This is a genomic window from Bombilactobacillus bombi, from assembly GCF_003522965.1.
Classification (GTDB): domain Bacteria; phylum Bacillota; class Bacilli; order Lactobacillales; family Lactobacillaceae; genus Bombilactobacillus; species Bombilactobacillus bombi.
Genome location: NZ_CP031513.1, coordinates 135,707 through 161,219, shown reverse-complemented (window position 1 = coordinate 161,219; position 25,513 = coordinate 135,707). Strand labels below are relative to the sequence as shown.

Annotated in this window: 22 protein-coding genes and 1 pseudogene; 4 read left to right on the top strand and 19 right to left on the bottom strand. The window is 33.4% G+C overall.

Features of this window, described 5'->3' with window-relative positions; translation table 11 throughout:
- Window position 1 precedes the first annotated feature (1 nt).
- Window positions 2-1,345, top strand: a complete 1,344-nt coding sequence (locus tag DS830_RS00790) for a C1 family peptidase (protein ID WP_118907924.1) — start codon at window positions 2-4, stop codon at window positions 1,343-1,345.
- A gap of 69 nt (window positions 1,346-1,414) precedes the next feature.
- Here DS830_RS00790 and DS830_RS00785 read toward each other — a convergent pair whose 3' ends face one another.
- Complete coding sequence (locus tag DS830_RS00785; protein WP_118907923.1) at window positions 1,415-2,482, bottom strand: serine hydrolase domain-containing protein; 1,068 nt, start codon at window positions 2,480-2,482, stop codon at window positions 1,415-1,417.
- Between the two features lie 179 nt (window positions 2,483-2,661).
- Here DS830_RS00785 and DS830_RS00780 point away from each other — a divergent pair, with 179 nt between their 5' ends.
- Entirely contained in the window at window positions 2,662-4,731 is a 2,070-nt protein-coding gene (locus DS830_RS00780; RefSeq protein WP_118900390.1) for a KUP/HAK/KT family potassium transporter, read from the top strand.
- A gap of 64 nt (window positions 4,732-4,795) precedes the next feature.
- Here the strand turns inward: DS830_RS00780 and DS830_RS00775 are convergent, their stop codons facing one another.
- The gene (locus DS830_RS00775; RefSeq protein ID WP_118899413.1) at window positions 4,796-5,473 is read right to left on the bottom strand and encodes a 2,3-bisphosphoglycerate-dependent phosphoglycerate mutase; all 678 of its coding nucleotides are present in this window, start codon (window positions 5,471-5,473) and stop codon (window positions 4,796-4,798) included.
- Between the two features lie 12 nt (window positions 5,474-5,485).
- Window positions 5,486-6,427, bottom strand: coding sequence for an AEC family transporter (locus tag DS830_RS00770; RefSeq protein ID WP_259335367.1), 942 nt, complete (start codon window positions 6,425-6,427; stop codon window positions 5,486-5,488).
- Between the two features lie 107 nt (window positions 6,428-6,534).
- Between DS830_RS00770 and lepB the strand changes: the two genes are divergently transcribed.
- Window positions 6,535-7,125, top strand: a complete 591-nt coding sequence (gene lepB / locus DS830_RS00765) for a signal peptidase I (RefSeq protein ID WP_118899415.1) — start codon at window positions 6,535-6,537, stop codon at window positions 7,123-7,125.
- On the opposite strand, the gene DS830_RS00760 is transcribed toward lepB, so the two are convergent.
- Both DS830_RS00760 and DS830_RS00755 read right to left on the bottom strand, forming a co-directional pair.
- Window positions 7,122-8,024: a cation diffusion facilitator family transporter gene (locus DS830_RS00760; RefSeq protein ID WP_118907922.1), complete on the bottom strand. Its 903-nt coding sequence runs from the start codon at window positions 8,022-8,024 to the stop codon at window positions 7,122-7,124. The two genes, lepB and DS830_RS00760, sit on opposite strands and share 4 nt — an antisense overlap.
- Before the next feature lie 136 nt (window positions 8,025-8,160).
- The gene (locus tag DS830_RS00755; protein WP_118899419.1) at window positions 8,161-8,370 is read right to left on the bottom strand and encodes a hypothetical protein; all 210 of its coding nucleotides are present in this window, start codon (window positions 8,368-8,370) and stop codon (window positions 8,161-8,163) included.
- A gap of 182 nt (window positions 8,371-8,552) precedes the next feature.
- Between DS830_RS00755 and DS830_RS00750 the strand changes: the two genes are divergently transcribed.
- Entirely contained in the window at window positions 8,553-9,707 is a 1,155-nt protein-coding gene (locus DS830_RS00750; RefSeq protein ID WP_118907921.1) for a DUF5067 domain-containing protein, read from the top strand.
- Window positions 9,708-9,758: 51 nt separating this feature from the next.
- Here the strand turns inward: DS830_RS00750 and DS830_RS00745 are convergent, their stop codons facing one another.
- The 14 genes and pseudogenes from DS830_RS00745 to DS830_RS00680 all read right to left on the bottom strand — a co-directional run bounded on the left by DS830_RS00745 (window position 9,759) and on the right by DS830_RS00680 (window position 25,455).
- On the bottom strand, window positions 9,759-10,400 hold the full coding sequence (locus tag DS830_RS00745) for an HAD family hydrolase (RefSeq protein ID WP_118907920.1): 642 nt from the start codon (window positions 10,398-10,400) through the stop codon (window positions 9,759-9,761).
- 187 nt (window positions 10,401-10,587) lie between these two features.
- Window positions 10,588-11,694 (bottom strand): glycerol dehydrogenase, encoded by a 1,107-nt coding sequence (locus DS830_RS00740; RefSeq protein ID WP_118907919.1) that lies wholly within the window; start codon window positions 11,692-11,694, stop codon window positions 10,588-10,590.
- 321 nt (window positions 11,695-12,015) lie between these two features.
- Window positions 12,016-12,830, bottom strand: a pseudogene (locus DS830_RS00735) (aldo/keto reductase family protein).
- Window positions 12,831-12,944: 114 nt separating this feature from the next.
- Window positions 12,945-15,065 carry an ABC transporter permease gene (locus tag DS830_RS00730; RefSeq protein WP_118907918.1) on the bottom strand — a complete coding sequence of 707 codons (2,121 nt, stop codon included), beginning with the start codon at window positions 15,063-15,065 and terminating at the stop codon, window positions 12,945-12,947.
- A 64-nt stretch (window positions 15,066-15,129) separates the two neighbouring features.
- Window positions 15,130-15,489, bottom strand: a complete 360-nt coding sequence (locus tag DS830_RS00725) for a hypothetical protein (protein WP_118907917.1) — start codon at window positions 15,487-15,489, stop codon at window positions 15,130-15,132.
- Between the two features lie 131 nt (window positions 15,490-15,620).
- Window positions 15,621-18,848 (bottom strand): RHS repeat domain-containing protein, encoded by a 3,228-nt coding sequence (locus tag DS830_RS00720; protein WP_118907916.1) that lies wholly within the window; start codon window positions 18,846-18,848, stop codon window positions 15,621-15,623.
- Between the two features lie 208 nt (window positions 18,849-19,056).
- A complete protein-coding gene (locus DS830_RS00715; RefSeq protein WP_118907915.1) occupies window positions 19,057-19,299 on the bottom strand; it encodes an acyl carrier protein in 243 nt (80 codons plus the stop codon).
- Between the two features lie 272 nt (window positions 19,300-19,571).
- Complete coding sequence (locus tag DS830_RS00710) at window positions 19,572-20,045, bottom strand: MarR family winged helix-turn-helix transcriptional regulator (protein ID WP_118907914.1); 474 nt, start codon at window positions 20,043-20,045, stop codon at window positions 19,572-19,574.
- Window positions 20,046-21,274: 1,229 nt separating this feature from the next.
- On the bottom strand, window positions 21,275-21,667 hold the full coding sequence (gene rpsI, locus DS830_RS00705; protein ID WP_118899437.1) for a 30S ribosomal protein S9: 393 nt from the start codon (window positions 21,665-21,667) through the stop codon (window positions 21,275-21,277).
- A 13-nt stretch (window positions 21,668-21,680) separates the two neighbouring features.
- A complete protein-coding gene (rplM, locus tag DS830_RS00700; protein WP_118899438.1) occupies window positions 21,681-22,124 on the bottom strand; it encodes a 50S ribosomal protein L13 in 444 nt (147 codons plus the stop codon).
- A 104-nt stretch (window positions 22,125-22,228) separates the two neighbouring features.
- The gene (truA, locus tag DS830_RS00695) at window positions 22,229-22,990 is read right to left on the bottom strand and encodes a tRNA pseudouridine(38-40) synthase TruA (RefSeq protein WP_118907913.1); all 762 of its coding nucleotides are present in this window, start codon (window positions 22,988-22,990) and stop codon (window positions 22,229-22,231) included.
- A gap of 5 nt (window positions 22,991-22,995) precedes the next feature.
- Window positions 22,996-23,790 (bottom strand): energy-coupling factor transporter transmembrane component T family protein, encoded by a 795-nt coding sequence (locus DS830_RS00690; protein WP_118907912.1) that lies wholly within the window; start codon window positions 23,788-23,790, stop codon window positions 22,996-22,998.
- Window positions 23,783-24,643, bottom strand: a complete 861-nt coding sequence (locus DS830_RS00685) for an energy-coupling factor transporter ATPase (protein ID WP_118907911.1) — start codon at window positions 24,641-24,643, stop codon at window positions 23,783-23,785. The genes DS830_RS00690 and DS830_RS00685 overlap by 8 nt, the downstream gene beginning before the upstream one ends.
- On the bottom strand, window positions 24,619-25,455 hold the full coding sequence (locus DS830_RS00680; protein ID WP_118907910.1) for an energy-coupling factor ABC transporter ATP-binding protein: 837 nt from the start codon (window positions 25,453-25,455) through the stop codon (window positions 24,619-24,621). The genes DS830_RS00685 and DS830_RS00680 overlap by 25 nt, the downstream gene beginning before the upstream one ends.
- Between the last annotated feature and the right edge of the window lie 58 nt (window positions 25,456-25,513).

Below are 25,513 nucleotides of genomic sequence, written 5' to 3'. Positions count from 1 at the left end.
AATGGTAAAAGCAATTGATGCAACAAGTTTACAAAAATTTGCAGCCGAGTTTGACAAAACTCCGGCAGCTAATGTCATTAAAAATAGTGTTGCCAATAATGGTATTTATAAATCTAGTACCACTTTAAAATCTAAAGTTTCTATGGATCCAACATTTTCGATTGAATTAGACACTGGAAAAGTCGCTGACCAAAAGCAATCTGGACTTTGTTGGGTTTTTGCAGCCTTGAATACATTACGTCATCCCATGCAAACCAAATTCAAAATTAAAGATTTTGAACTTTCTCAAGGTTATGTCTTCTTTTGGGATAAGTTAGAAAAGTCTAATTACTTCTATGAAAATGTCATTAAAACCGCTGATTTGCCAATTGGTGACCGTAAGGTTGATTTTTTAATGGCAACGCCTCAACAAGATGGTGGTCAATGGGACATGGTTTGCGGTTTATTTGAAAAATATGGTGTAGTCCCTAAAAGTGTGATGCCGGATACCGCTAGTCGCACTAACTCATCCGAATTAAATCAAGTTCTCAATCTAAAATTACGCAAAGATGCCGTCAAATTACGTCAATTAGTTAACGATGGTGTCCCTGAACATGATGTTGAAGCTCAAAAAGAACAAATGCTCAGCGAAGTCTATCGGATGCTAGTGTACGCCATTGGTGAACCTCCAACTCACTTTGACTGGTCATACCGTGATGATGACCATAACTTCCATCGTGAAAACAACATTACTCCACAAGCATTTTATCAAAAATATATTGATCTTAATTTACCTGAATATATTTCTACAATCAACGCTCCTACTCAAGATAAACCTTACAATCATGTTTATACAGTAGAATTACTTGGTAATGTTGTTGGTGGCCGGCAAGTACGTCATTTAAATTTGGACTTGGCATATTTTAAACAGGCTGCAGTTAAACAACTTCAAGCTGGCGAAGCAATCTGGTTCGGTAGTGATGTCGTACAAATGTCTGATCGTAAAGCTGGAATTATGGATACTGCTATTTACGATTTAGATGGACTCTTTAATATTGATTTTAGTATGACCAAAGCTCAACGCCTAGATTATGGTGAAAGTATGATGGATCATGCGATGGTTTTAACTGGAGTTGATTTGGATAACGAGGGACATCCTACCAAATGGAAAGTTGAAAATTCTTGGGGTGAAAAAGTCGGAACTAAAGGCTACTTTGTTATGAGTGATGCTTGGTTTGACCAATTTGTTTATCAATTAGTCATTAACAAAAAATATTTACCAGAAAATTTACAACAAGCTTACGATCAAGAAAAAGATTCACCAAAAGTTTTAGCTCCATGGGATCCCATGGGAGCTTTAGCTTAAAATTGAATTTTAAGATTTAAAAATAGTGTTTCTCAATGAAATCATCATTTTGAGGAACACTATTTTTGTTTATTCAAAAACTTGTTGATACAACGTTTTTGCAATGTTAATCGTATTATCTGTATAAGGATTATGGCGGTTGCTAAATAAAATTATTGCATTTTGGCCATTATTTGACATTACAAAAACTGTATCAAATCCTTGTTCTACTCCATGAGCGTAAAAATACTGATGCTGATCATCGTTATATACACCACCATTATAGCCATTATAATGATTGGTTGTTGGTACTTGGCGATAACGTCTAATAGCCGCACGATTAACAATTTTTCCTTGAACAATAGCAGCCTGTAACCGATAAAATTCTTTTACGTTAGAGTACAACTGCCCAGCGCCCACTTCAAAATTTAATAATTGCGTATTCAAGGTTAAAGGTAATGTATAGTTGGCAGGTCGTTTTTGGACATCATAGGCTGTTGTATGTTGAGAATTAAATTCATAATTATCATCGACATTAGTATTCTTTAAATGTAATGGTTTTTTAAAATAATGATTAAATAGTTCTTGATAGGAACAGTGATTCACTTTCACTAAAATGCGTGCTAACAAAATGTAATTAACATCACTATAATGCCAACGATTAACATAACTTTTGTCAAAATGAGTATGACGATTGAGATAATTATCCAATCGGCGTCCTGCAAGCTTAGTTGGCACTTTATTGGGCAAAACTAGTCCTGATTGCATTTGCATTAAATGATTTAAAGTCAAATTAGCACTATAGGGAATATCAGGAAAATATTTTTGCAATGAATCAGTCATTTTTAATTTATGTTGCGCTTGCGCCTTAATAAGTAAAGTTGCTGTTAAAGATTTTTCTAGCGAGGCTAATTGATACACAGACTTGGGACCATTCAAACGACCTTGTTCATAATCAGCATATCCTAAATATTGTTGTACCCAGGGAAGCCCTTTTTTAACTATTAATAAACTGCCACTAAATTCATTAGTTTTTAATAAGTTTTTGATAGCACTTGGTGTCTTATTAGCTGCTTGGGCTGTTACATGAGGCGAACCTAAAAACAAAACACTCCAAATAACTAATAAAGAAGCTAGTAGTTTACGTTTTTTACACATAATCAAATCCTCAATTTTATCTGAACTTTATAATAGCATTATTTTACTCAAAGAACAGCACCCGAACTTAGTTTTTTCTGCTATAATGCAATATGAAACTAAGCATTATATTGCATTTAATGTGTGAATGTGTTAAATATATCAACATTGATAACAAAGAGAGTAAGAGTAAAATGAAAATGCAAAATTCTTTAGATTCTAAAAAGAATCTTCACAATAAAATGTCTTTTGCTGGCATTTTAGTTGCCTTAGGAGTTGTTTACGGTGATATTGGGACTTCCCCGATGTATACCATGTCATCTTTGGTAGCAGGCAACGGTGGTTTAGCTCATATTTCGACGGATTTTATTTTAGGTAGTGTTTCTTTGATTTTTTGGACTTTGACTATTATTACAACTACTAAGTATGTCTTAATTGCTTTGAGAGCTGATAATAACGGTGAAGGTGGCATTTTTGCGTTGTACACATTAGTCCGCAAAAAAGCCAAATGGTTAATCGTTCCTGCAATGATTGGTGGAGCCACTTTTCTTTCTGATGGGATGATGACCCCTGCTGTCACGGTAACTACTGCTGTGGAAGGACTTAAGGGATTAGAAATTAATCACCACATTTTGATTAATAGTCAACACACTGTTGTAATCGTTACTATTGTCATTTTGTCAGTGCTTTTTTTCATTCAGCGCTTTGGAACTGAGGCTTTAGGACGTGCATTTGGTCCTGTTATGATGGTTTGGTTTACTAGTTTGGCTGTTGCTGGATTATATCGGCTTGCTGGAGATTGGAGTTTTTTACGTGCATTAAATCCGTATTATGCTATCAAAACTCTCTTCAGTACTGAAAATAAAAACGGTATTTTTATTTTGGGTAGTATTTTTCTGGCTACTACAGGGGCAGAAGCCTTATATTCTGATATGGGTCATGTTGGACGCAATAATATTTATGGTAGTTGGCCATATGTAAAGATTTGTCTTCTGATTAACTATTTGGGGCAAGCTGTTTGGCTGAACCAAGTTAAAGGCTTACCTGCTTATCAAAATATTCAGTCTCTGAATCCTTTTTTTGAAATGGTTCCTGCTCAATTTCGTTTAGCGATGACTATCATTGCTACCTTGGCAGCGATAATTGCTTCTCAAGCTCTTATCTCTGGTTCTTATACCTTGGTATCTGAAGCTACTAAATTAAAATTATTACCTCGTTTACGAATGATTTATCCAACGAATTTTAAAGGACAATTATACATTCCTGCGGTTAATAACATTATTTGGGTATTATGTATTTCTATTGTCTTATATTTTGAAACTTCAGAGCGGATGGCTGGAGCTTACGGACTGGTTATTACAATCACAATGTTAATGACAACCGTTCTTTTAAATGCTTGGTTATCAACAACTAAACATAATCCATTTTTCTCCAAAATTATTATTGCCTTTTTCCTTGCTATTGAATCTATCTTCTTAATTTCCAATAGTGTTAAATTCTTTGAAGGTGGATATGTTACCTTTACGATTGCCTGCATTTTAATTATGATTATGATTATTTGGCAATACGGTGAATTACTGAAAAACGACAACACTTTTCATCGTGAATATGTATCTTTGCTGGCATACAAAAAACAACTTAAAGAACTTAGTGAAGATGATTCTATGCCTCTTTATACTACTAATTTAGTTTATCTAACTAAAATTCATGATGGTTATAAAGTTAAAAAAGATATTCTTTATTCCATTTTAGATAAGCGACCTAAACGAGCCAAAGTTTACTGGTTTGTTACGGTGAATGTTACTGACAAACCTTATACCACGGCATATAGTGTTGATACCTTTGGTACTGATTACATGGTGAATGTCCAACTTTATCTTGGTTTTCGGATGGAACAAAAAGTTAATTTCTTTTTACGCCAAATTGTTAATGAAATGATGATTAAAGGCGAATTACCACGACAACCACAAACTTATACTACGATTCCTGATCGCAGTGTTGGAGACTTTTCCTTTGTTTTAATCCAGGAAGTCCTATCTCCAGATACGCAATTAGATAACCTTAAGAAAAATATTATTCAAGCGCGTTTATGGATGCAACGCTATACAGTTGCACCAGCTACTTGGTTTGGACTATCTTATAGTGATGTTGTCGTTGAACGTGTTCCACTAACCTTGGGACAATTAAGATCTGATAAACTGCGATTAGTCCAACGTGATCCGCTAATTAAATATGATGACGTTGAAAATACAGATGAAGACGAAGAATAATTAATTAAATTTAAAGAGAGCTTTGACAATTTGTCAAAGCTCTCTTTTTTGGATGCCAATGTTATTATTGAAGAATGGTTTTATTAAGAATGTTTAAACGTTTATCAAATTGATAAATAATTGGTTGTGCATTCCCCACTTCCACTCCATCAATATCTTGATCACTAATATCTTCCAGATACTTAATCAAAGCCCGCAAAGTACTGCCGTGAGCGACGATTAGCTGATTCTTACCAGCCAACAGTTGTGGTGCTACCTGATCTTGAAAGTATGGTACGGTTCGCTTTAATGCCATTGCTAGACTTTCAGATGCTGGCAAAATACTTTGAGGATAATTATGATATGCGCGCAAATGTGTATCAACTTGTTTTAACTTGGGAGGAACACTGTCATAACTACGCCGCCACAAAGCCACCTGCTCTACGCCATATTTTTGACGGGTAAAATCTTTATTTAATCCCCGTAAAGCCCCATAATGACGTTCATTTAAGCGCCATGATTTATAAATAGGGATATCCAAAACTCCACACTGCTCTTGAATGATATAAGCTGTAATAATAGCTCGTTGTAAAACTGACGTATGTACAGCCAAAAAGTCAATCTGGGCTTGCGCCAGCAATTGTCCTGCTTGGACAGCTTGTTGGCGTCCCTTTTTAGTTAAGGCAACATCAGACCAACCAGTATATTCATTTTTAGCGTTTGCCACACTTTGTCCATGTCGTACTAAAATTAATTTTACCATTTTCTTACCTACTTAAAATATCCGCGTAACTAGATTCATTAAAATCGGTACCACGATTAAACTTAATACCGTGGTCGTTGTAACCATTACTGCTGCATAATCCGAGTCTGCATTATAGAGTTTGGCCACAACTGGCGCATTGGTCATTACTGGCATAGCTGATTGAATTACAAATACTTCCTTCATAATATCAGGAACATGTGCCGCATAGACTAAGACGAATGTTAATAACGGCGCCAAAATAAAGCGTCCAAAACAGATACCAAACATATCTCTGGAAAAATGAATATTACGAATCCCTACTTGGGCTAATTTCATCCCAATAAAAAACATTGATAATGGAATAGTTAGACTACCGATATATTTAGTATCTGTTAAAATGAAGTTTGGTAACTTAATATTTAATAATACTAATACAACTCCGAACATAAATCCTAATAAAGGCGGTGAAAAAATTTTCTTAAAAATAGCTAGTAAACTCATACGTTCTTTGGAATCACCATCACGTCTAATCAAATAGACACCTAATGTCCAAAAAAAGGTAGTATTAGCCATGTAATAAATTAAAACGTAAGGTATACTGGCTTTTCCAAAGAGAGCCATATTAACTGGCAATCCTACAAAAACAGTATTAGAATTAGAAAACATAGACTTAAATAAGCCATAATGTTCCGGATTAATCCGCAATAAATACTGAAAACCATAAGACGCAATAAATAAAATAGTCATCGATAAAATCGGAAATTTCAAATCAGGAAAAATCTGAAAAAGTTCATTTCGCGAAAATTTAGAAGTGATAGTATTAATCATGTAGCAAGGAAGGGCAATTTGTGTAACCAACTTAGAAGTTACTCGACTATAACGTTCATCAAACCAACCGATTTGTGTGAGCGCATAGCCAATCAGAATCATTACTAAAATAATTAAAACGCCACTAATACTATGAAATAACACACTACAAAACCTCGATTATTCAGTCTTTTCTTTATGTTAACATTAATTGAACCTTTTTTCAGAAAAATTATTCTATATTAAGTAAAAATACAATTTGGAGAACTATTATGCATCTAATGAAAAAACTTTGGATTACTTTAAAAGCTAAAATTCATAACAACGCCTATTTATTATCGATTCTCATAGGTTTGTTTACCACAGTCATTGTTTTAACATATGTAATTGTGAATGTTGTATGGATTAATGGTGAAGTCCGGGGACGTTCCATGCAGCCCAATTTTTATAATGGTGATCGAGTTTTCGCTGCGCCGAACGCTGATATTCATCGTGGTGATATTATTATTATCGATCCTCCTGGGTCCGTTGAAAATAAGCCCTTTATTAAACGTGTGATTGGTTTGCCAGGAGACACTATTACCTCTAAAAATGATGTTACCTATATTAACGGCCATGCTATTAATGAACCTTATTTAGATCCTTACAAGGCCAAATTAAAGTCTGGGCAATTATTGACACCGGATTTTAGTTTACAAAAGTCTTTTGGTACCAAAAAAGTCCCCCGCCATTCTTATTTCGTGTTAGGGGATAATCGCCATCAATCTGTTGATAGTCGTGTTTTTGGCTTTGTGTCTCATGATCGTGTTATCGGCGTCGTTAAAATGCGCTTCTGGCCATTAAATCGAATCACTTTTTATTAATTTTTATGATGATAGACTAAATTTTCATTCAATCCACGTTGACACTCAGCTTGCAATGTAACATGGTTGATGCCATATTGTTCTTTTAATAATTGCTCAACTTTTTGATAGATAGCTTCTAATTGTGCCATTGTTTCGGTTGATTGGACATTAATATGAGCATCAAAGGCAATTAAATGTTCATCAAGGCGCCAAAGATGAACGTGATGAACATTAACAATTTCTGGAATTTGAAGCATGGTTTGTTGTAATTGTTGCAAATCAATATTAGGACTGGCTTCCATTAAGATAGAAACAGTCTGCTTGATGACACTGTATGATTCTTTCATAATCCAAGCAGCTGTTAATAATGTTAATACTGGATCTGCCCAAAACCAATTAAAATATTTAATCAATAACGCTGCTACAATGACTCCTAAAGAAGATAACGTATCTGCAGCCATATGTAAAAAAGTAGCCTTAATATTCAAATTGTGATGAGAATCAGCTTCCATTAATAACATAGAAAGCAAATTAGCAATTAACCCAACAATAGAAACAAGCAGCATAATACCACTATTAATTTTTTGGGGATGACCCAAACGTCGAATTCCTTCAAATATCAAAATGATAGTAATAGCAATTAAAATTGCCGAGTTAACAAACGCTGCTAGAATTTCTGCACGTTGATAACCAAATGTCTGGCGCTCATTACTATCCTTTTTACTAATGAGATGTGCAACAAAAGATAAAACTACTGACAAAGTATCTTCCATGTTATGAAATGCATCTGAAATTAATCCTAAACTTCCCGATAGAATGCCACCAATAAATTCAACAATTGTAATTGTCGCATTTAAAATTGTCACGCCTGCAAACTTAGTATCAGACAAGTTACCTGCTTGATGATGTTCAGCCATGTTTTAGCCTCCTAATAAAGATGATTTTAGGATAACCTAACATTTAATGCAATATAAATATGAAAATACAAAAAAAGATTGAAGTTAAGTTCAATCCTGCTTTAAATTTAATTTTTATTTTTCTATTATTAAAAGTTTAATGAATTGATTTTACTGCTACTTTGATAGGTCGATGTAGATCCAAAGTATCATGATAATTAGTTTGAACAAATTGCTTCATATGAGCAGCAGCTTCACGCTTAGAAACATTATGGCAAATTCTTTTAGTGACAACCTGCTCACCACTAACCATATTAAATATTCCAACTACTTCGTAATCACACAAACGACGATTAGCAAATAACATGATTTTATTCCTCCATCAATTCAACAATTCAATTTCTGCAACCAGACTGTTATATCACTTTTATTAAATAAATTCAACTACTCTTCTAAAACATTTGTTAAAATTTAGTGTTGATTTGCCTCTTGGTCTTTAATTAAGCAGCAAAATTGTATAATATTAATATAAGGTGAGGAGGTCACGACATGCCAAAGCAAAATAACCGTGGGCATCATCGTTTTAAGACACGGAAGGAAAATATCAACAATCAGTCAGTTCAAAATCCAGTGCAACAACCACAAGTTCCACCTCAAAATGGAGAAAGAACTAACAATAATCAGTTCAATCAAGCTCCAGTTGCTCCTAATTTTCAGCCAGATTATCAGCAGCGTAATCAACAACCACGTACAAATAATAGAACTCAACCTGTACCAAAACAGCAATTTTCCCAAACAACTAACCCCCAGAAAACTAATTCCAATTCTAATTATAGAGGGAATTTTAGTACACAACCACGGCCAGCACAAACTCAAACGACTATTGCCGTCCCCCAAATCAATCCAAAACAATCAAATTTTAAATCCAACCAAAAGCCAGCTTATCCAACTAATAAGCAGCCCCAATTTACATCCCCTTCAGATCAGCAACAAAATGACCTTGAACGAAATGTTAAAAACAAGCCAATAAAATTTTGGAAACGACCTGTTGTTTGGATTATAATTGCAATCATTGCAGTTGCAGCTATCGGTCTGAGTCTTTACTTATGGTTGCAGCCTGCTAAAAAAGCTACTGCTTCTCATAGTCCCCTTAAGACTGAAAAAATAACAGATTCACCCGATAAAGCTTTAAAATCAAAAAAACGCCAGCATCCTGCTAAAGATGTTGAGAAACAGCAAAAAAGCTTACAGGCAACTCAAAAAGCTGTGCAGCCGAAAGCTCGCGATTGGAAAAATTCTGGTTCTTATGATGATATGAAATATGATTCTGATGATTTTACTATTCAACTAAATAATTCTTCCGATGGTGTTAAATTAATACCTGATAGTAGTAATAAACCTGCTTTATTTATTGAATATACTTTTACCAATAAAAGTAAACAACCGCTAAAACCATCTGATATAGTTAGTCAGGATTTACAACTAAAACAAAATGACCAGCTCTTATCGGCAGCTACTCCCGCAAGTGATAATCATGACGCTCAGGATAAGTTAAACGCAGCCCAACAAGAAGTAGCTCCTGGACAAAAAATTGATACCGCGATGATGTATGCAATTGGTGATACTAAGAGTACTATTTCCATGTATTTCATGGATTTAAAAACACATCAATTATTGAATACTAATCAACCTTTCAAGCTATAAAAATTTACGATAAAAAGTGCTAATCAGCAATTACTTGTTGATTAGCACTTTTTAGTTATTTTCTTGTTGCACAATATCTAATAAATCGTGTGGATTTTGTAATTGATAGTTTGCCTGAGTAAATTCAGAATGGATTTTGGCACCCCAAGTTGCTAAAGCAAATCTAGCTCCTGCTTGTTGTCCACTAAGTAAATCATAAACAGCATCTCCCACATAAATTGCAGTCTTAGGATTAACTTGTAAATTTTCTAGACCCTTTAAAACTGGTTCAGGATTAGGCTTATGTTTAGTTGTATCAGAAGCAGTTACAATCGTTTGAAAATACTGATTCAACCCAAAAGGTTTGACTTCATCATCAAATTCAGATTGCGTTTTAGAAGTTACGATGCCCATTTTTATACCCTTTTTTTGCAAGCCCCTCAATAAATCGATAATACCTGGGAAAATTTTCACCGACTGAAAATTAATTTTCATTTGCTCTTCCCAACTAGTTAAAATGGCTGCAATTTCTTGAGGAGAATCTGCAAAATCAGCCACAGCTTTTTCTCCAGGAATTCCTAAAGTATAGAATAAATCTTCACTAGCCACAGTTAAATTTTTTTGCTCTTTTAAGGCGTGCTGCAAGCCAGCCAAGACTTGTTTTTCTGTGTCCAACAAAGTGCCATCAATATCGAATAAAACTGCTTCAATCATTAACTTTCCTCCATAATAGTTTTGCTTTATTTAGTGTATCATTAATTATGGTAAAATCGTTGAATTACTTTTAGATTACGATAACCCTTCGAATTAATAAGTATAAATTTATTAGTAACTTTTTACATATATAAAAAATACCAACCAAGAATATATTTTCTTGATTGGTATTTTGATTAAACTTAAATTAACGCTTTTTGGCTTGATAATCGCGACTATAATCATCCACAGCTTTAATGGCCGCAAAGACATCATTAGGAGTAATTGTCCCCGGCATCCGATTCATAGTGTCGTCTTTAGAACACGCTTGTTGTGCAACTTTCATTAAATCTTCGTCACTAACTTGATCTAGATTCATCTCGGCTAAAGTAGTTGGTAATCCTAACTCTAAATCAAATTTCAAGAATTTTTCAAAACGTTGATAATCACTACCGTTAAGAATTAATTCTACCAATGTACCATAAGCAACCTTTTGGCCATGAGACAATTTGTGAATATCGCCCTTAAGAGCCGTAAAGCCATCATGGATAGCATGTGCTGCTGCTAACCCACCACTTTCAAAACCTAAACCGCTCAAGAGTGTATTAGCTTCAATAACTCGATTCAATGCTTCTGTCGTTACATGCGCCTTATTAGCAGCAATAGCTAACTGTGCATATTGGAATAAAGTATCTTCACAGGCTTGACCAATTGCTTTGGCTGCAAGTGTTTGTTTGCCCGCAACCATATTATCAGTTTGTGCTTGACGAACATCAGTTGCTTCAACATTAGTGGCCAAGGCATCAGCGATTCCAGAAATCAATAATGCTACGGGAGCGCCTGCAATAACTTTGGTATCTAACAAGACAATTTGCGGATTTTCATTGTAAAAACGATAATGATCAAATTGGCCATCATCAGTATAAATTACTGAGAGCCGCGAACAGGGAGCATCAGTAGAAGCAATAGTAGGAGCGCTCACAACGGTAATCTTAAAATTATCCCCAACTGCTTTTGCAGTATCGATTGTTTTGCCACCACCAAGGCCAATAATAATCTCACTTTGTTCTTTTTGGACTATCTCAGAAATTCGCTTAATCTCTAACTCTGAAGCTTCACCATTAAAAACAACAATTTTAACAGTAAAATTATTATCTAACAAATAATCATTTAATTTATTACCAACAATTTTCAAAACGCTTTCATCGGCAAGTAACAAAATACTTTTTCCATGCTTTTCCAAATACTGAGCGCTATTAAATAATTCGCCCTCTCCTTGAATATAAGTACTGGGACTTGTAAATATTTTTGTCATAAAATTCTCCTAATATACAAATATCATTCAGCCAATTAATTGTTGGTCTTGTCTAATAACAATTAGATAAATGATTGCCAATAAAACTAAAAAGAGTCCACTTGATGTAAGCTCTAACTATTATTAACCTTCTTTTCTGTTTATTTGGATACCCTTTCATTTATTATAACGCAATGCGATTTAATATTGGTTAAATAACAATTATTCCTTATCTAAAAAATCCTATCACAAAGTAAATAATTACACTTTGTGATAGGATTTTGGAAACCTAAACAGGCATTATTAATTTACCAGGTTTTCATTGACTAGTCACTAATTTTATTAAATTGTTTTTTGGAAATTATTTAACTGTTCCATATCTGTTGTTTCAATCACAAAATCTAATTGAGCATTATTAGCAGCATGTGCACGTTGAACAGCTTTAGGCAATGGCAAAACACCATTTTGCACACAAAATTGAATAGCTAATTGAGCCAAACTGACACCATACTTCTTGGCCAAATGTTGTAATTGCTGATTATTTAGCAATTCACCTGTGGCTAGAGGTGAATAAGCTTCAACTAACATCCCGTATGCCTGGGAAAATTCTGTTATTTCATTTTCCGTATTGCCAATAAAATAACGAATTTGGTTAACCATTGGTTTAATTTGAGCCACATCCAAAATATTTTGTAAATCATGAACATTAAAATTGGAAACTCCAATTGCTTTCACGCGTCTTGAAGCGTAAATTTCTTCCATTGCTTGCCAAACTTCACGATTTTGCTGATCATAATTAGCCCCTTTTTGGGCCCAAGGCCAAGGTGCATGAATCAAATAAAGATCTAAATAATCTAATTGTAAATTAGCCATTGTAGTTTCAAAATCTTGTAATGCTTGATCATAAGATTTCGTTTTCGCGGGTAGTTTTGAAGTGATGAATATTTCTTCTCGTTTTATATTGGACTCTTGAATACCAGCACCTACTTCTTGTTCATTTTGATAAACTAAGGCTGTATCAATATGGCGATAACCTAAATCCAAGGCATTAAAACGGCCTTTTGCGCCAAATTAGCCGGTATTTGCCAAGTTCCAAAACCAATCTTGGGAATTTGTAGGTCATTACTTAATGTATAAGTATCTGTCAACTTAGTCATAACTTTTATTCTCCTTTGTAGTGTTTCTTGCTGTTAGACGGCATTTCATCTATAACTTGAAGTAAATCTTTATTCATTATCAATCTTTTAATTTATATTTGTCAGTAATTAGTATTATTCGTTTGCTTTTAAAGCTGTAATCATGCTCAGTGCTTGTAATTTTTTATGTGTTATCACTAATACAATCATCAAAAAGATTAATGTCATTATTATCGCAAAAAGATAGCCTGATAGAGGAATCAGCAGTGGAAAAGTCACCTCACTGGAAGAAGCCATTGTTACAATAAATTGCGTTAAAATATGCCCCACACCTATACCTAAAATAATTCCTACAATTGTAAAAATGATATTTTCTTCGGCAATCGTCATTGTCACTTCGCGATTATAAAAGCCTAACACTTTCATCGTGGCTAATTCTCGTTGTCTTTCTGAAATATTAATATTAGTTAAATTAAACAACACTACAAAAGCTAAAATTCCAGAAAGTACAATAAAAATCAAAACTATTGGTTGTAAATTAGTATTGCCTGCCGTTTGTTGTTTTATTTGTGCTTGGAAAAAAGTAGTTGTCATGACTTGCCCGCTTGCTTGCAAATGTTGAATGAATTGCTTTCGTTGTTTAGATGTTAAAGAAGCCGTTTTTAACAAAAAAGCATTTGGCTGACATTTTTGGTGTGTTTGTTTATTTAAATACTTTTGTTTCACAAAAATATTATTGCCTAAATAATTTTTGACTATTCCAGCAATTTTTAAAGATACCTTTTGGCCATTATTATTTCGAAAAGTTATTATTTGTCCGCTTTTTATTTTTTGATTACGAGCTAATCCTTGCGTAATGAGCGCCCCTTGAGTAGGTATTTGCATTCGAGATTGAGAACCAATTTTGAGCAACGTAAAATATTTATCTAATTGTTGCCGCTGCCCAACTGCATATAAGGTTACTGGCTGATGTCGAACTTGAATGGATTGCAAATAAACTGGCATTTGATCTTTGATATGCGTTTCAGTGCTCATCGCATCTCTAATAGGACTAGTTAAAGTGAGTTTTGTTTGTGGTTTTAAAGTAACAATTGCCTGATAATGTTCTACTTGCCTGAATTGCGTTGATGCAACTTTGCCAACTGAATCACGCAAGCCAAATCCAGCCACCATTAATCCTGTACATCCAGCCACTCCCACAATAGTTAAAATCATTCGTGCTTTGTAACGGAACAGATTGCGGTAAATTCTTTTTTGATTAAAGCTGAATTGATGCCATACTTTGGTCATTCGTTCCAAAAAAATTCTTTTGCCGGTTGGTGGTGTGGGGGGTAATAAAAGTGTCACTGGTTTTTGCTGCAAATCAATTATTAAAATATAAGTTGTCGCACCTAATGTCGCAATTAGTGCTTCACCAATTGCCTCTAAAATTGGTGTTATCCAAAAATGAGTCGGATAACTAGGGAAAATATAAGTTGAGCTTAAAATTTGATAAACAATTGGGGGTAATAATTTAGTACCGGCTAATATTCCTACCACAGTAGCTATAAAAACTGTCAAAAACGCATATAATAGATACTTTTGTGCAATTTCATAATTACGATAACCTATCGCTTTTAAAATACCAATTTCTTGTCGATTTTCTTCTACCATGCGAGTAATAGTAGTAAAAGTAATTAAAATACCAATTAAAAAGAAAAAGACTGGAAAAATATTTCCAATAGTATCAATTCGGTGAGATAAACTGGTAAAACTACTAAACCCAGGATTATCTTGACGCTCGTTGATAAAATAATTCGGCGTTATTAATTGTTGGTTGCTTTCTTGTAATTGGTGTTGAGCTGTTAATAGCTGTGAACTATTAGGTCTTTGTTGTCTTAACAGATCTAATTGTTTTTGTTGCTGTAGCAATTGGCGCTGAATTTGATTTTTAATTTCCTGCAGGCGAGAACGCTTACGTTTTTGCAAAATAGTTTTTAATTGATGTTCTTTGTGATGGAGTAAATGTTGATATTGTGCAGAAGTTGGCTTAATGTTCATAGAAGCTAAATCAGCAAAACGAATATACATTATTGAATAAGCAGTATCAGTAAAATTCTTTTGTGGCAAATAGATATAGCCAGATAAATTACCATCTCCTAAATTCGTTCTGCCACGCTCTTTTTGATCTATGTAAATAGGAGATTGCACATAACCAACCACGCGATAAGAATGCTGTTTTAAACGCTGACTATTAATTATTAATGTACTATTCAAGGGGTAATTTTTGCATAGAGTTTCATCAATTACTACTTCCTTCTTCGTTTTGGGAAAAGTGCCTTTAAATTAAAGTTAATTTATTTTGAGGAGAATTTGCTTTATAAGAATAAACTTGCAAATTTTGATTATGTTGGCGTTCATGATAAGGCCAACTATAACCTAACTGCACTTGGGCAGATTTGATTTGCTGGACGAGTTGTTGATCTTTCTTGGTGAAGCCAGCAGTTGTTACAACTTGTAAGTCAGAAACTTTTTGAGTATCAATATAAGAATGAATCGTTGTTTCTAAATTGGGACCAATCGATTTAATCCCGACAAATAATAAGACACCCAAAAAAATAATCACAACAATTGCAAAAAACCGCCCTAAGCCTTGATGAATATCTCTCAAAGTTGTCATTAAATATGTATGCTTTTTCATGAGTGTGCATCTCCTAATGATTATTTCTATATAATATCTTATCACATTAGCTGGCTTTACCTTAAAGTCCCCTGCTTGCCAACAAAAAAATAGTTTGACCAACTTGATCAAACTACTAAAAAATTATTATATTATAAGCTATTTTTCACTGTCCAAGTCACCTTGGCTTTATAATGACCACCGCTAATATTTTGCGGTACTTCTAGGTGAATCATTGATTTGTTCCAGTTCAATGTTAAACTTTCCGATTTCAAATATGGGCCGACTCCAAGATTAGTCGTATCGGATAATCCTAAAACATTTAATAAACTAGTTTCATTACCATCTAAATTTAAAGTAAAGCCAGAATCAAAAGTTTGACTCAAAGCAGTATTAACCTTAGTCGTATTATCACTGACAGCAACGTGATCATAGATACTTTGAGGTTTATCAAATGTGATTTTCGAGCCTGGTGGAGCACTTGTTCCATTATCATTTTGCAAATTATCAGCTGCTACATTCACTTGCCAATTACGATCAGGCCATTTAAAACTAGGATCAAGATAGGTAAATTTATTACCTAGTTTTAAGCTAAAACTATCTTGATTCAATCTCTTAGTATCCAAAGTCAGCCCCTTACCAAAATCAATATTAGGATCTACATTTAAAGTACTTCGTCCATCTGTACTGGTAGAAACATATGCATAAACAATTACTTGATTCTTATTAGTGTATTTTTCATTAGCCCAAGCATTGTTAGTATCATTGTTTTTGTCATTTTGATCATATGGATGAAAAGTCGCTGTAGTATCACCAACGTAATATTGATAATATCCTAAATATCGTTGTCCTGGTAGACTCGGTGCCGGTGCTTTTGTATAATAACGGCCTGTAGGATCATAATCATCCTGATTAACTTGATTAGTAGGTGAAACAAGTCCATTTATAATTTTTTTATCAAAATCTAAAGTTGGAATTTCTTCTCTAATTGTGGTCGGATTAACATAAGAACCAATAGTATAATTAGAATTAGTTGTAATTGTCTTTAATTGATATAAATCCGTTGGCAAAGTACCTACAATATTGGGATTTCTATAATAATTTACTGGATCAATCTTTTGTGAATTACCAGTGGCATCATTAATTCCCCAATAATGAAAAGTAGTTCGACTCACTGCACCATCATAATATAATCTAATTGTTTTATCTTTACCATCATCATAATGATATGCCAAATTTTTCAAATCTGATGGTGAAATAGGAGTTTCTGTCCCCTTTTCATCAATCAAAACAGCTTTTTTAAACTCATAATCTTTATTAGCAGTATCAGTGAGATAACGTGGTGCCTTATCTGATTCGTCGTAAGTCTGTCCAATTTCTCGACTTTCCGAAGTTATAGAAGGTGTTGAAGTATTAAAACGGTTAATTGGTGTATTATTAGCACTATTGATATATTCAAAGTTATAAGTTTGTTTAGGGACTTTAACGTAAGAAGTATAAGTTTGATTTAATTGTCCATTACCAGTACTATCTTTAACTTTAGTATACGTAGGGTAACGATTTGTTCCAATCTTATCATTACGATAAAGAGCCATATTAGTACCACTAAGTTTTACGCCTACATAATCTCCATCAGATTCTTTTTTCAAATCTGCTCTCCATGGATAATTACCATTTGAATCTTTCGTATCCCAATCCATATCAAAGTTCAAATCAGCTCGAATAAAGTTATCTTTGAACCCATCGAATTGAGTACTCAAAAATTTGGATGTATCCAAATTATAACTATACTTATTAGTCGTATCACTTTCACTTATTGGCCCTGTTAAAGTTTGCGTTTGATCATTAACCATTGCATCAACCGGATTACTTGTCAAAGACTGTATATCAATCTTACTAAGATCGATATTAACATACTTCGGTGCTACTAAATCTTTAACATCAAAATTAGTTGGCGATACCCCATCTGGCTGTGGTGGGAATTTTTGCATAATGTTAAATTGAACTGTTCGTGGCGTATATTTTATTTTATCACTAGTTGTAGTAATTTTATTTCCTGTACTATCATATAACGTTCCTAAACGATTATGGGTTGTATTTAAACTGGCATAAGGTACTTCGGCTCTAATTAATGGGTTATTACTGGTATTAGTATACATTGCAGTTACAGCATCAGTTGAACCTGAACGAATAGCAGTAAAGTTTAGCTTTCCATGATCGAATAAATAATCAATTCCCCAGCGAGTATCTGTACCACTATTGTCAGTAGAATCACCCCAAAGTTCAAAATATTGACCTAAAGAGTCTGTATGTCCTTTAACATGTGGTAATGAATCTGCTAATGGTGGTGAACCAGGACCACCATCATTTTTATTAATGGCCCAAATTTGATTACCAGATCCATTGCCAGTAAGATCCAAATCATCTCTATCAAAAGCAATAATCTTTCTAGTATTTAAATTAAAAATTTGATAGTTTCCTGATAAATCTACAGCTGGATCATCAGTTTCATCTGGTGTTGGATCATCTTCTGTACTTCTATCTTCTACAAATTTAATGTTTATTTGCCAACGTGCTGCTTCTGAAGCTCTTAAATAATTTCGTGGAAAAGCAGTTCCGTACGCAGTCATATTCATCCAACTGGATTTGTTATTTGCAATTGTAGTTGCAGCTGTTGAAGTTCCATAAGCGGGATTTCCAATATTCAAATAAACATCTCGACCAGGAACTGATGTACCTGTACTTTTATAAGAAGCAAAGTCTCGAACAATTCCTGTAAGCCCCGGGCCAGTTGGTCCTAATAGTTTTACTGTATAAACCATATCAATCCATTTACCATCGGCAAAAGCAATTTTTTTAAAAATAAGTGAAGCCGGTTTGCTATGGTCAGCAATCATAAAACCATTACCAGTACCCGAACGATAAGATGGTGACGCTCTCGTAAAAATAAAATTACGCAAGTTAGTATAACGATTAGGTTCCTTAGTTTTATCAGTATTATCTGGATTGGTTGGATCATAATACCAAAATTTATCTGGAGTTAAAAAAGTTAAGTCATTATATTTTCGCGGAATAAAATTAGTAGCTGGATCACCAGCAGTTTCTTTAACTTTAGCATAATTTTGAAAGTCATATGGATCTGTAATCGATGGCAACCCACGATTGCCATCTAAATAATTCCATTGGGGCCATGGAGATGCCCCAACATAGTTATCACCATCAAATATTTGTTGCTCACCAATGCGCAATAACGTATTCTTATTGCTTATTAAATCATCAAATGATTCAGCTGCTTGAACTTTATGTGGTAAAAGCAACATATATAAAGACAATACTATAATTATTCCTATTAATCTCTTTAAAGTTTTATTTAAACGCATGTCCTTTGTACCTCACTTGTTCCCCCCAAATAAAACTAACAATTGATAATTAACAAATTAAATATTATAATATATACTGGTTTAGTTTAACTAAATTTAAAATTAAAAATTTTGCTAATAGCAAGAAAAATTCATATATTAATATCTTGCGGTCTCTATTCTAAATTTTATAGATTGATTAAACTATGCTTCCATTTTAAATAATATGTCAGTTAATCATTAACTGATGACAAATGAAATTAACCAAATCTTTTATTGTATTAATTTCTGTTTCATCTTCAATCCTGATTTTAAACTGATCTTCTAATTCATTAATAACTTCAAAAATATCTAAACTATCCATATTTAAATCATTTTTGATATTTGAATTTAAAAAATTTTTTTTTTCATTATTGCCTGTTTGTTGAGCAATAATTGCTTTTACTTTTTCAAAAATTTCATCATTGGTCACATTATCTGCTCCTTAAATAAGCATGCAAGATTCATATAATAGTTTTTTAACTCTCTTAGCATTTTAATACAGTAATTTTAAAGCCAAATAACTGACAATTAGTAAATTTTCGATTATATATTTATTGAGCTCATCGCTTTTAAATGTTAAAGACACTCCGCCTCTCCCCCAAGAAGTATAGTGCAATTATTATTGCCAGCATTAATAATATCAGGCTAAAACATAAATATAAGACATCCATGCAGAAATACTAATAAATGATAAACGCTAAATTAATTATTATCATCAATACTACTATCATCTAACGATGGATTTTCAAAGAAAGCTTCAGCATTTATTAAGGCTTTTTCAAATAAATAAACCTGTTCATCAGTAAAACCATCCATAATTTTGCCAATCATTTTACGATGATAAGCATCATGAATTCGATAGAATAAGCGTCCCTTTCGGGTTAATCCTAAACGTACAAAGCGCCGATCATCGTCACTATGAATGCGCACAACATAACCTTTTCGTACTAATTTATTAACCATTGTAGTCACAGTTCCTGGTGTAATTTGCAATTCAGCAGCAATCTGCGAACTCGTCTTATGTTGATACATAGTAATTGCATTAATCGCATGTATTTCATGAATAGTAATATCATTAAACTGACTATTTTTTAAAGCTTGCTCCTCAGCATGCATTACATTTGCAAATACAGTACTCAAGAGTTTATTTATATGCTTTAATTTTGCTTGATCCATTATATTTACCGCCTATTTTAATTATCAAATATTTCAACTATCAAAATATTAACAATAGTTTCTACATTCGTCAATGTTGTAAACTATAAAAATATTTAAATAAAGAATAATTAATAATCAAAAAGAAAAATCATGAATCAAAAAACAAGATTTAACACAATTTAAAATACTCATAACTATTTGAAATAATGATAAGACAATTAATTATTATGTTAATCAATAATTAGTAGTCAGCTATAATTGCTAGCATTTTAATCTTCTATATAACTCCTTCAAATAGTTTAATTATCAACCTTTATAAAAGCTTTGATATTATAAATAATTAACATTTGTCAATAATTATTTATTTAAAATTCCTATTTAATTAACTTATATACTTCAAAAAATTCCTTGTTAAATTATTTGTAATGCATTTGGTTATCAAATAAATAATGTACAGTTTATTAGAATTTTATTTATTAATTCAAAAATATATTTTGGTAGACAAATATTTTAATAATCAAAATAGATGCACTTTTAAAAATATATCTTATTTAAATGGTTTTAAATCAATTTCTTTACAAATGTCTTTGATATGGTTGAAATATTAATAGGCGACGTATAAAAATTGATATTATTATCATCAAATATAATAAAAACCAAAAGCATGCTTATAAGTATCACCTTCTCTTTACAATTAGTTTAATATTCAAAGTATTTATAAGAAGTATACTATTGCAACTAGAATTTAATGTCAACAATTTTTTTATTTATAATTCCCAACTTAATCATCTTTTAGTAGCTAAAACAGCATTAACTTGATTTCAAAAAAATACTTTGATATTAAAAATATTGTAATTTTATTACTCTTAAATTAATCTCTTTTTCGCATTATATAACACTCTATAACGCTTGCATAAATACGATTTAAATATAACAATTTCAATTTTTTAGATGATTGTCTATTAATGATAAATAATAATTATTTTTTTAGGGAATTAATTTAATAATATTCCAATAGGAATTATCGCTTTTAGATATAAGATCAATAAATAGAAATTTGATAGAGCTTCAAACTATTTTTTTCTAGTACGTTAGTGTTAAATAGTAGTTAAGAATTTACTAATAATATGTAAGTAAAAATTAGTTTTAATTGATTAATTTTTTAAATAAAAATAAATTTTGAAATTAATTTCAACAAAAAAACACTCTCCAAAAATAGAGAGTGTTTCAAATAAATCTGATATAAATTAACGCTTGGAAAATTGTGAAGCTTTACGAGCCTTTTTCAAGCCTGGCTTTTTACGTTCTTTCATCCGTGGGTCACGAGTTAACATGCCTGCGCGCTTTAAAGGTCCACGAAAATCAGGATCAACTTCTAGTAATGCCCGTGCAATACCATGACGAATAGCGCCAGCTTGACCGGCAAAACCGCCACCTTGAACATTAGCTAAAACATCATAACTATCTGTTGTTTCAGTAATATCTAGAGGTTGTTTCAAATCTTGGATTAAACTTGCAGATGGGATGTAGTCTTTTGCATCCCGCTTATTAATAGTAACGTTACCTTTTCCAGGTACTAAACGGACACGAGCCACGGAATCTTTACGACGGCCAGTTCCAGCATAAGATACTTGTGCCAAATTAATATCCTCCTTAAATCAACTTATTAATATCTAAAACTTCAGGTTGCTGAGCAGCATTATTGTGCTCTGAGCCAGCATAAACGTGGAGCTTTTTAAATTGTTGACGACCAAGGGAATTCTTTGGCAGCATTCCCCGAATTGACATTTCAATTAATCTTTCTGGATTATCAGCCAGAATCTGTCCAGCAGATTTAACTTTTAAACCACCGGGATGATTACTGTGATGATAATAAAGCTTCTTAGAAGCCTTTTTACCAGTCAATTTAATTTTGTCAGCGTTAATAACGATAACATGGTCACCTGTATCAACGTTCGGGGTAAATGTTGGTTTATTTTTGCCACGTAAGATTGTAGCTACAGCGGTTGATAGACGTCCTAAAACGACATCAGTTGCGTCAATAAGATACCATTTACGTTCAACTTCACTTGGTTTAGCTAATGGTGTTGTACGCATTTAATTTCCTCCAATATCTGTGTCTGTTTACACACTCAATAAGTTTTCCGGGGCCTATCGTGGGGTAAACAATACCATTTCTCAATATACTCCCATTATCGCCGTTAGTCAACGGTATTAGCAGGATAAAAAACTTTTTTTAAATATAAACCACTAGCTGGTGCTGTTAGTCGCGCTTGTTGACGATCTTGAACGTCATATAAGCGTAAAAAATCATGAACATCTCGCCGGCCATTACTAATTTCTAAAAGTGTCGCAACCATTATCCGCACCATGTTGTACAAAAAACCATCCCCATGAAAGATTAATCTAATTTCATGAGGATAGTTACTAGTATCTAAATCGGCAGTATAAATGGTTCTTACTTTATTTCGAATGACACTGCCACTAGCTTCAAAACTCGTAAAATCATGAGTGCCAACTACATCTTCTAAGGCTAGCTGTAATCTATTCAAGTCAACTTTAAACGGATAATGACCGGTGTATAACCGTAAAAATGGATCCGTATAGCGACCTAAAGCCACCCGGTATTCATAAATTTTACTAACAGTATCAAATCGCGCATTAAAATCATGGGCAGCCCAATTGCCATCGACAAATAAAATATCACGTGGCATTAAACTATTAAGCGCTTTGACCATTTTATCTGCTGGAATATCTCCTGGATAATCAAAAGATATTACTTGACCTAACGCATGGACTCCCGCATCTGTACGTCCTGAACCAATAACATCAACTACTTTGCCCTTGGTCATAGTAGTTAAAGCTTTTTCAATTGTTCCTTGAATAGTCAGCAATTTTGGCTGACGTTGAAATCCATGATAGCGCGTGCCATCATATTGAAGGGTCATTTTGTAGACTGTCATTACACTTAACTCCGTAAAATAATTAATAAAATCGTTAATAAAACAAATATCATCATCACAAGTGAATCCGCAGAATTCCAATTTAACTGCCGATATTTGCTGCGGCGTTCACTGCCTTGATATCCGCGAGATTCCATCGCAATAGATAAATCATAAGCAATATTAAAACTACTAACAAATAAAGGAATTAAAATTGGGACAATCGCCTTAATTTGCCGTAAAATATTGCCATCACCAAAATCGACTCCCCGAGCTCGTTGAGCATTCATGATTTTAGTAGTTTCATCTGATAAAAGTGGGATAAACTGCAAAGCAATCGACAACATCAAAGCAACTTCTTCTACAGGAAAATGAACCACTTTGAGTGGCTTTAAAATAGAGCCAATTGCATCCGCCATTTGCAAGGGAGTCGTTGTAATTGTCAATAAAGTAGAAATAAATATAATTAACAAAAACCGCACAAAAATAAAAACTCCGTTTTTAATACTTAGAGCCGATAGCGAAAAAATTCCCCATTGCCAAAATGGTTGCCCCCCGGGAGTTAAAAAGATTTGTAAGGCGACCGTAAATAAAATCAAAAAAATCATAGGCCGTACGCCCTTAATAAAAAAGCGTAAAGATACTTGTGATAAAGTTACTGCACCTAAAACAAAAATGCCTAATAATAAATAAGTTAACCAATTATTGGCTAAAAAAACAATTGCTACAAAAATAAAGGTTGCAATAAATTTACATCTTGGATCTAAACGATGAATCCACGAATTTCCTGGTAAATAACGCCCAATAATCATTTTACCCATGAGAGCCTCCTAATTGCGGCAACAACTGTTTTACTAATTGTTCTTCAGTAATTGGCAAGCTATTAAATTCAAACCCCTTACGCTCTAATTCTCGCGCAAATTGCGTGCTTTCAGGTTGTAATAAATTATGCTTATTCAAAAATTCAGCATCATTGAAAATCACTTGTGGTGTATCATCACGGACTAGACGAGCTTGATCCATAACCAATACTTGTTGAGCGTATTGGGCCACATCTTCCATCTGGTGAGAAATCAAAATAATAGTTGTACCTTCTTGATTTAATTGCGCAAATAAATCCATTAATTCTTTGTGTCCTCGCGGATCTAAACCAGCAGTAGGTTCATCTAAAATTAGTACTTCTGGTTGTGAAGCCAATACTCCTGCAATAGCGACGCGCCGCATCTGTCCACCTGATAAATCAAAGGGCGATTTTTCTGCTATGCTAGTAGGAAGATGTACTAATTCTAACATTTGTAACGCAATTTTATGTGCTGTTGTCTCATCCATACCAAAATTTTGAGGTCCAAAACTAATATCATCTAAAATAGTTTCTGCAAATAACTGTTGTTCTGGAAATTGAAAAACCATCCCTACTTTTTGTCGTAATGGTTTTAGATGTTTATTTTTAGTTTCTGGTGTAATAGTTCGATTGCCAATTTTGATTATCCCTTTAGTCGGCTTCAATAAAGCATTCATATGTTGAACCAGCGTTGATTTTCCACTTCCCGTTTGTCCAATAATTGCTGTAAAACTACCTTTATCAATAGTAAAACTTACATCAGTTAACCCTTGATATGCTAAAGGTCCATCTGGTTGATAGATATGTGTTACATGTTCGAATGTAATTGCCATAATTCATCTGCCAATCCCTGTTTAGTTTGATATCTTGAAACTATTGGAATACCTGCAAGTTGCAGAGAGCGTTGTAATCGTTGCGTAAAAGGTAATTGAAGTCCCATCTGCTGGAGATCATCCAATTCATCAAATAATGCTGCTACTGTTGCTTTTTTTTGAATTTTGCCATGATTTAAAACTACTACAGAATCTGCTTGTACAATTTCAGCCATATCATGTGTGATTGATAAAACTGTCACACCTAATTGCGCTTGCAAATCTTGTATAATCTTTAAAATATCGTGGCGGCCATTAGGATCTAGCATACTTGTCGATTCATCCATAATAATAATTTTAGGTTGCAAAGCGATAATTCCTGCAATTGCAACGCGTTGTTTTTGCCCACCTGACAAAGTTTGTGGAGATTTGTGAGCGAATTTTTGCATATGTACCTGAGCCAAAGCCCAAGCCACTCTTTTGAGCATCTGGCTACGTTTCATTCCGATATTTTCTAAGCCAAAAGCCACATCATCTTCGACAGTTGCACCAACAAATTGATGATCAGGATTTTGAAAGATAATTCCAATTTTTTTACGAATATGCCAAATTGTTGCTTCGGACAACACTTCGCCATCAATTTCAATTACACCAGAATCAGCAGCTAAAATTCCATTTAAAAGTTTTGCTAAAGTACTTTTGCCACTCCCATTTAAACCCACAATTGCTACCCATTCTCGTTCAGGTATATCTAAATTAATATTGTCTAAAGCTGGTTTATTGGCATTTTCATATGTAAAAGTAACATTTTTTAAAGATACTATTTGCTTCATTAATCCCACCACAATTATAATAGTTTTCTAGAGTATAATATCATAGTCTCAAGTTAAG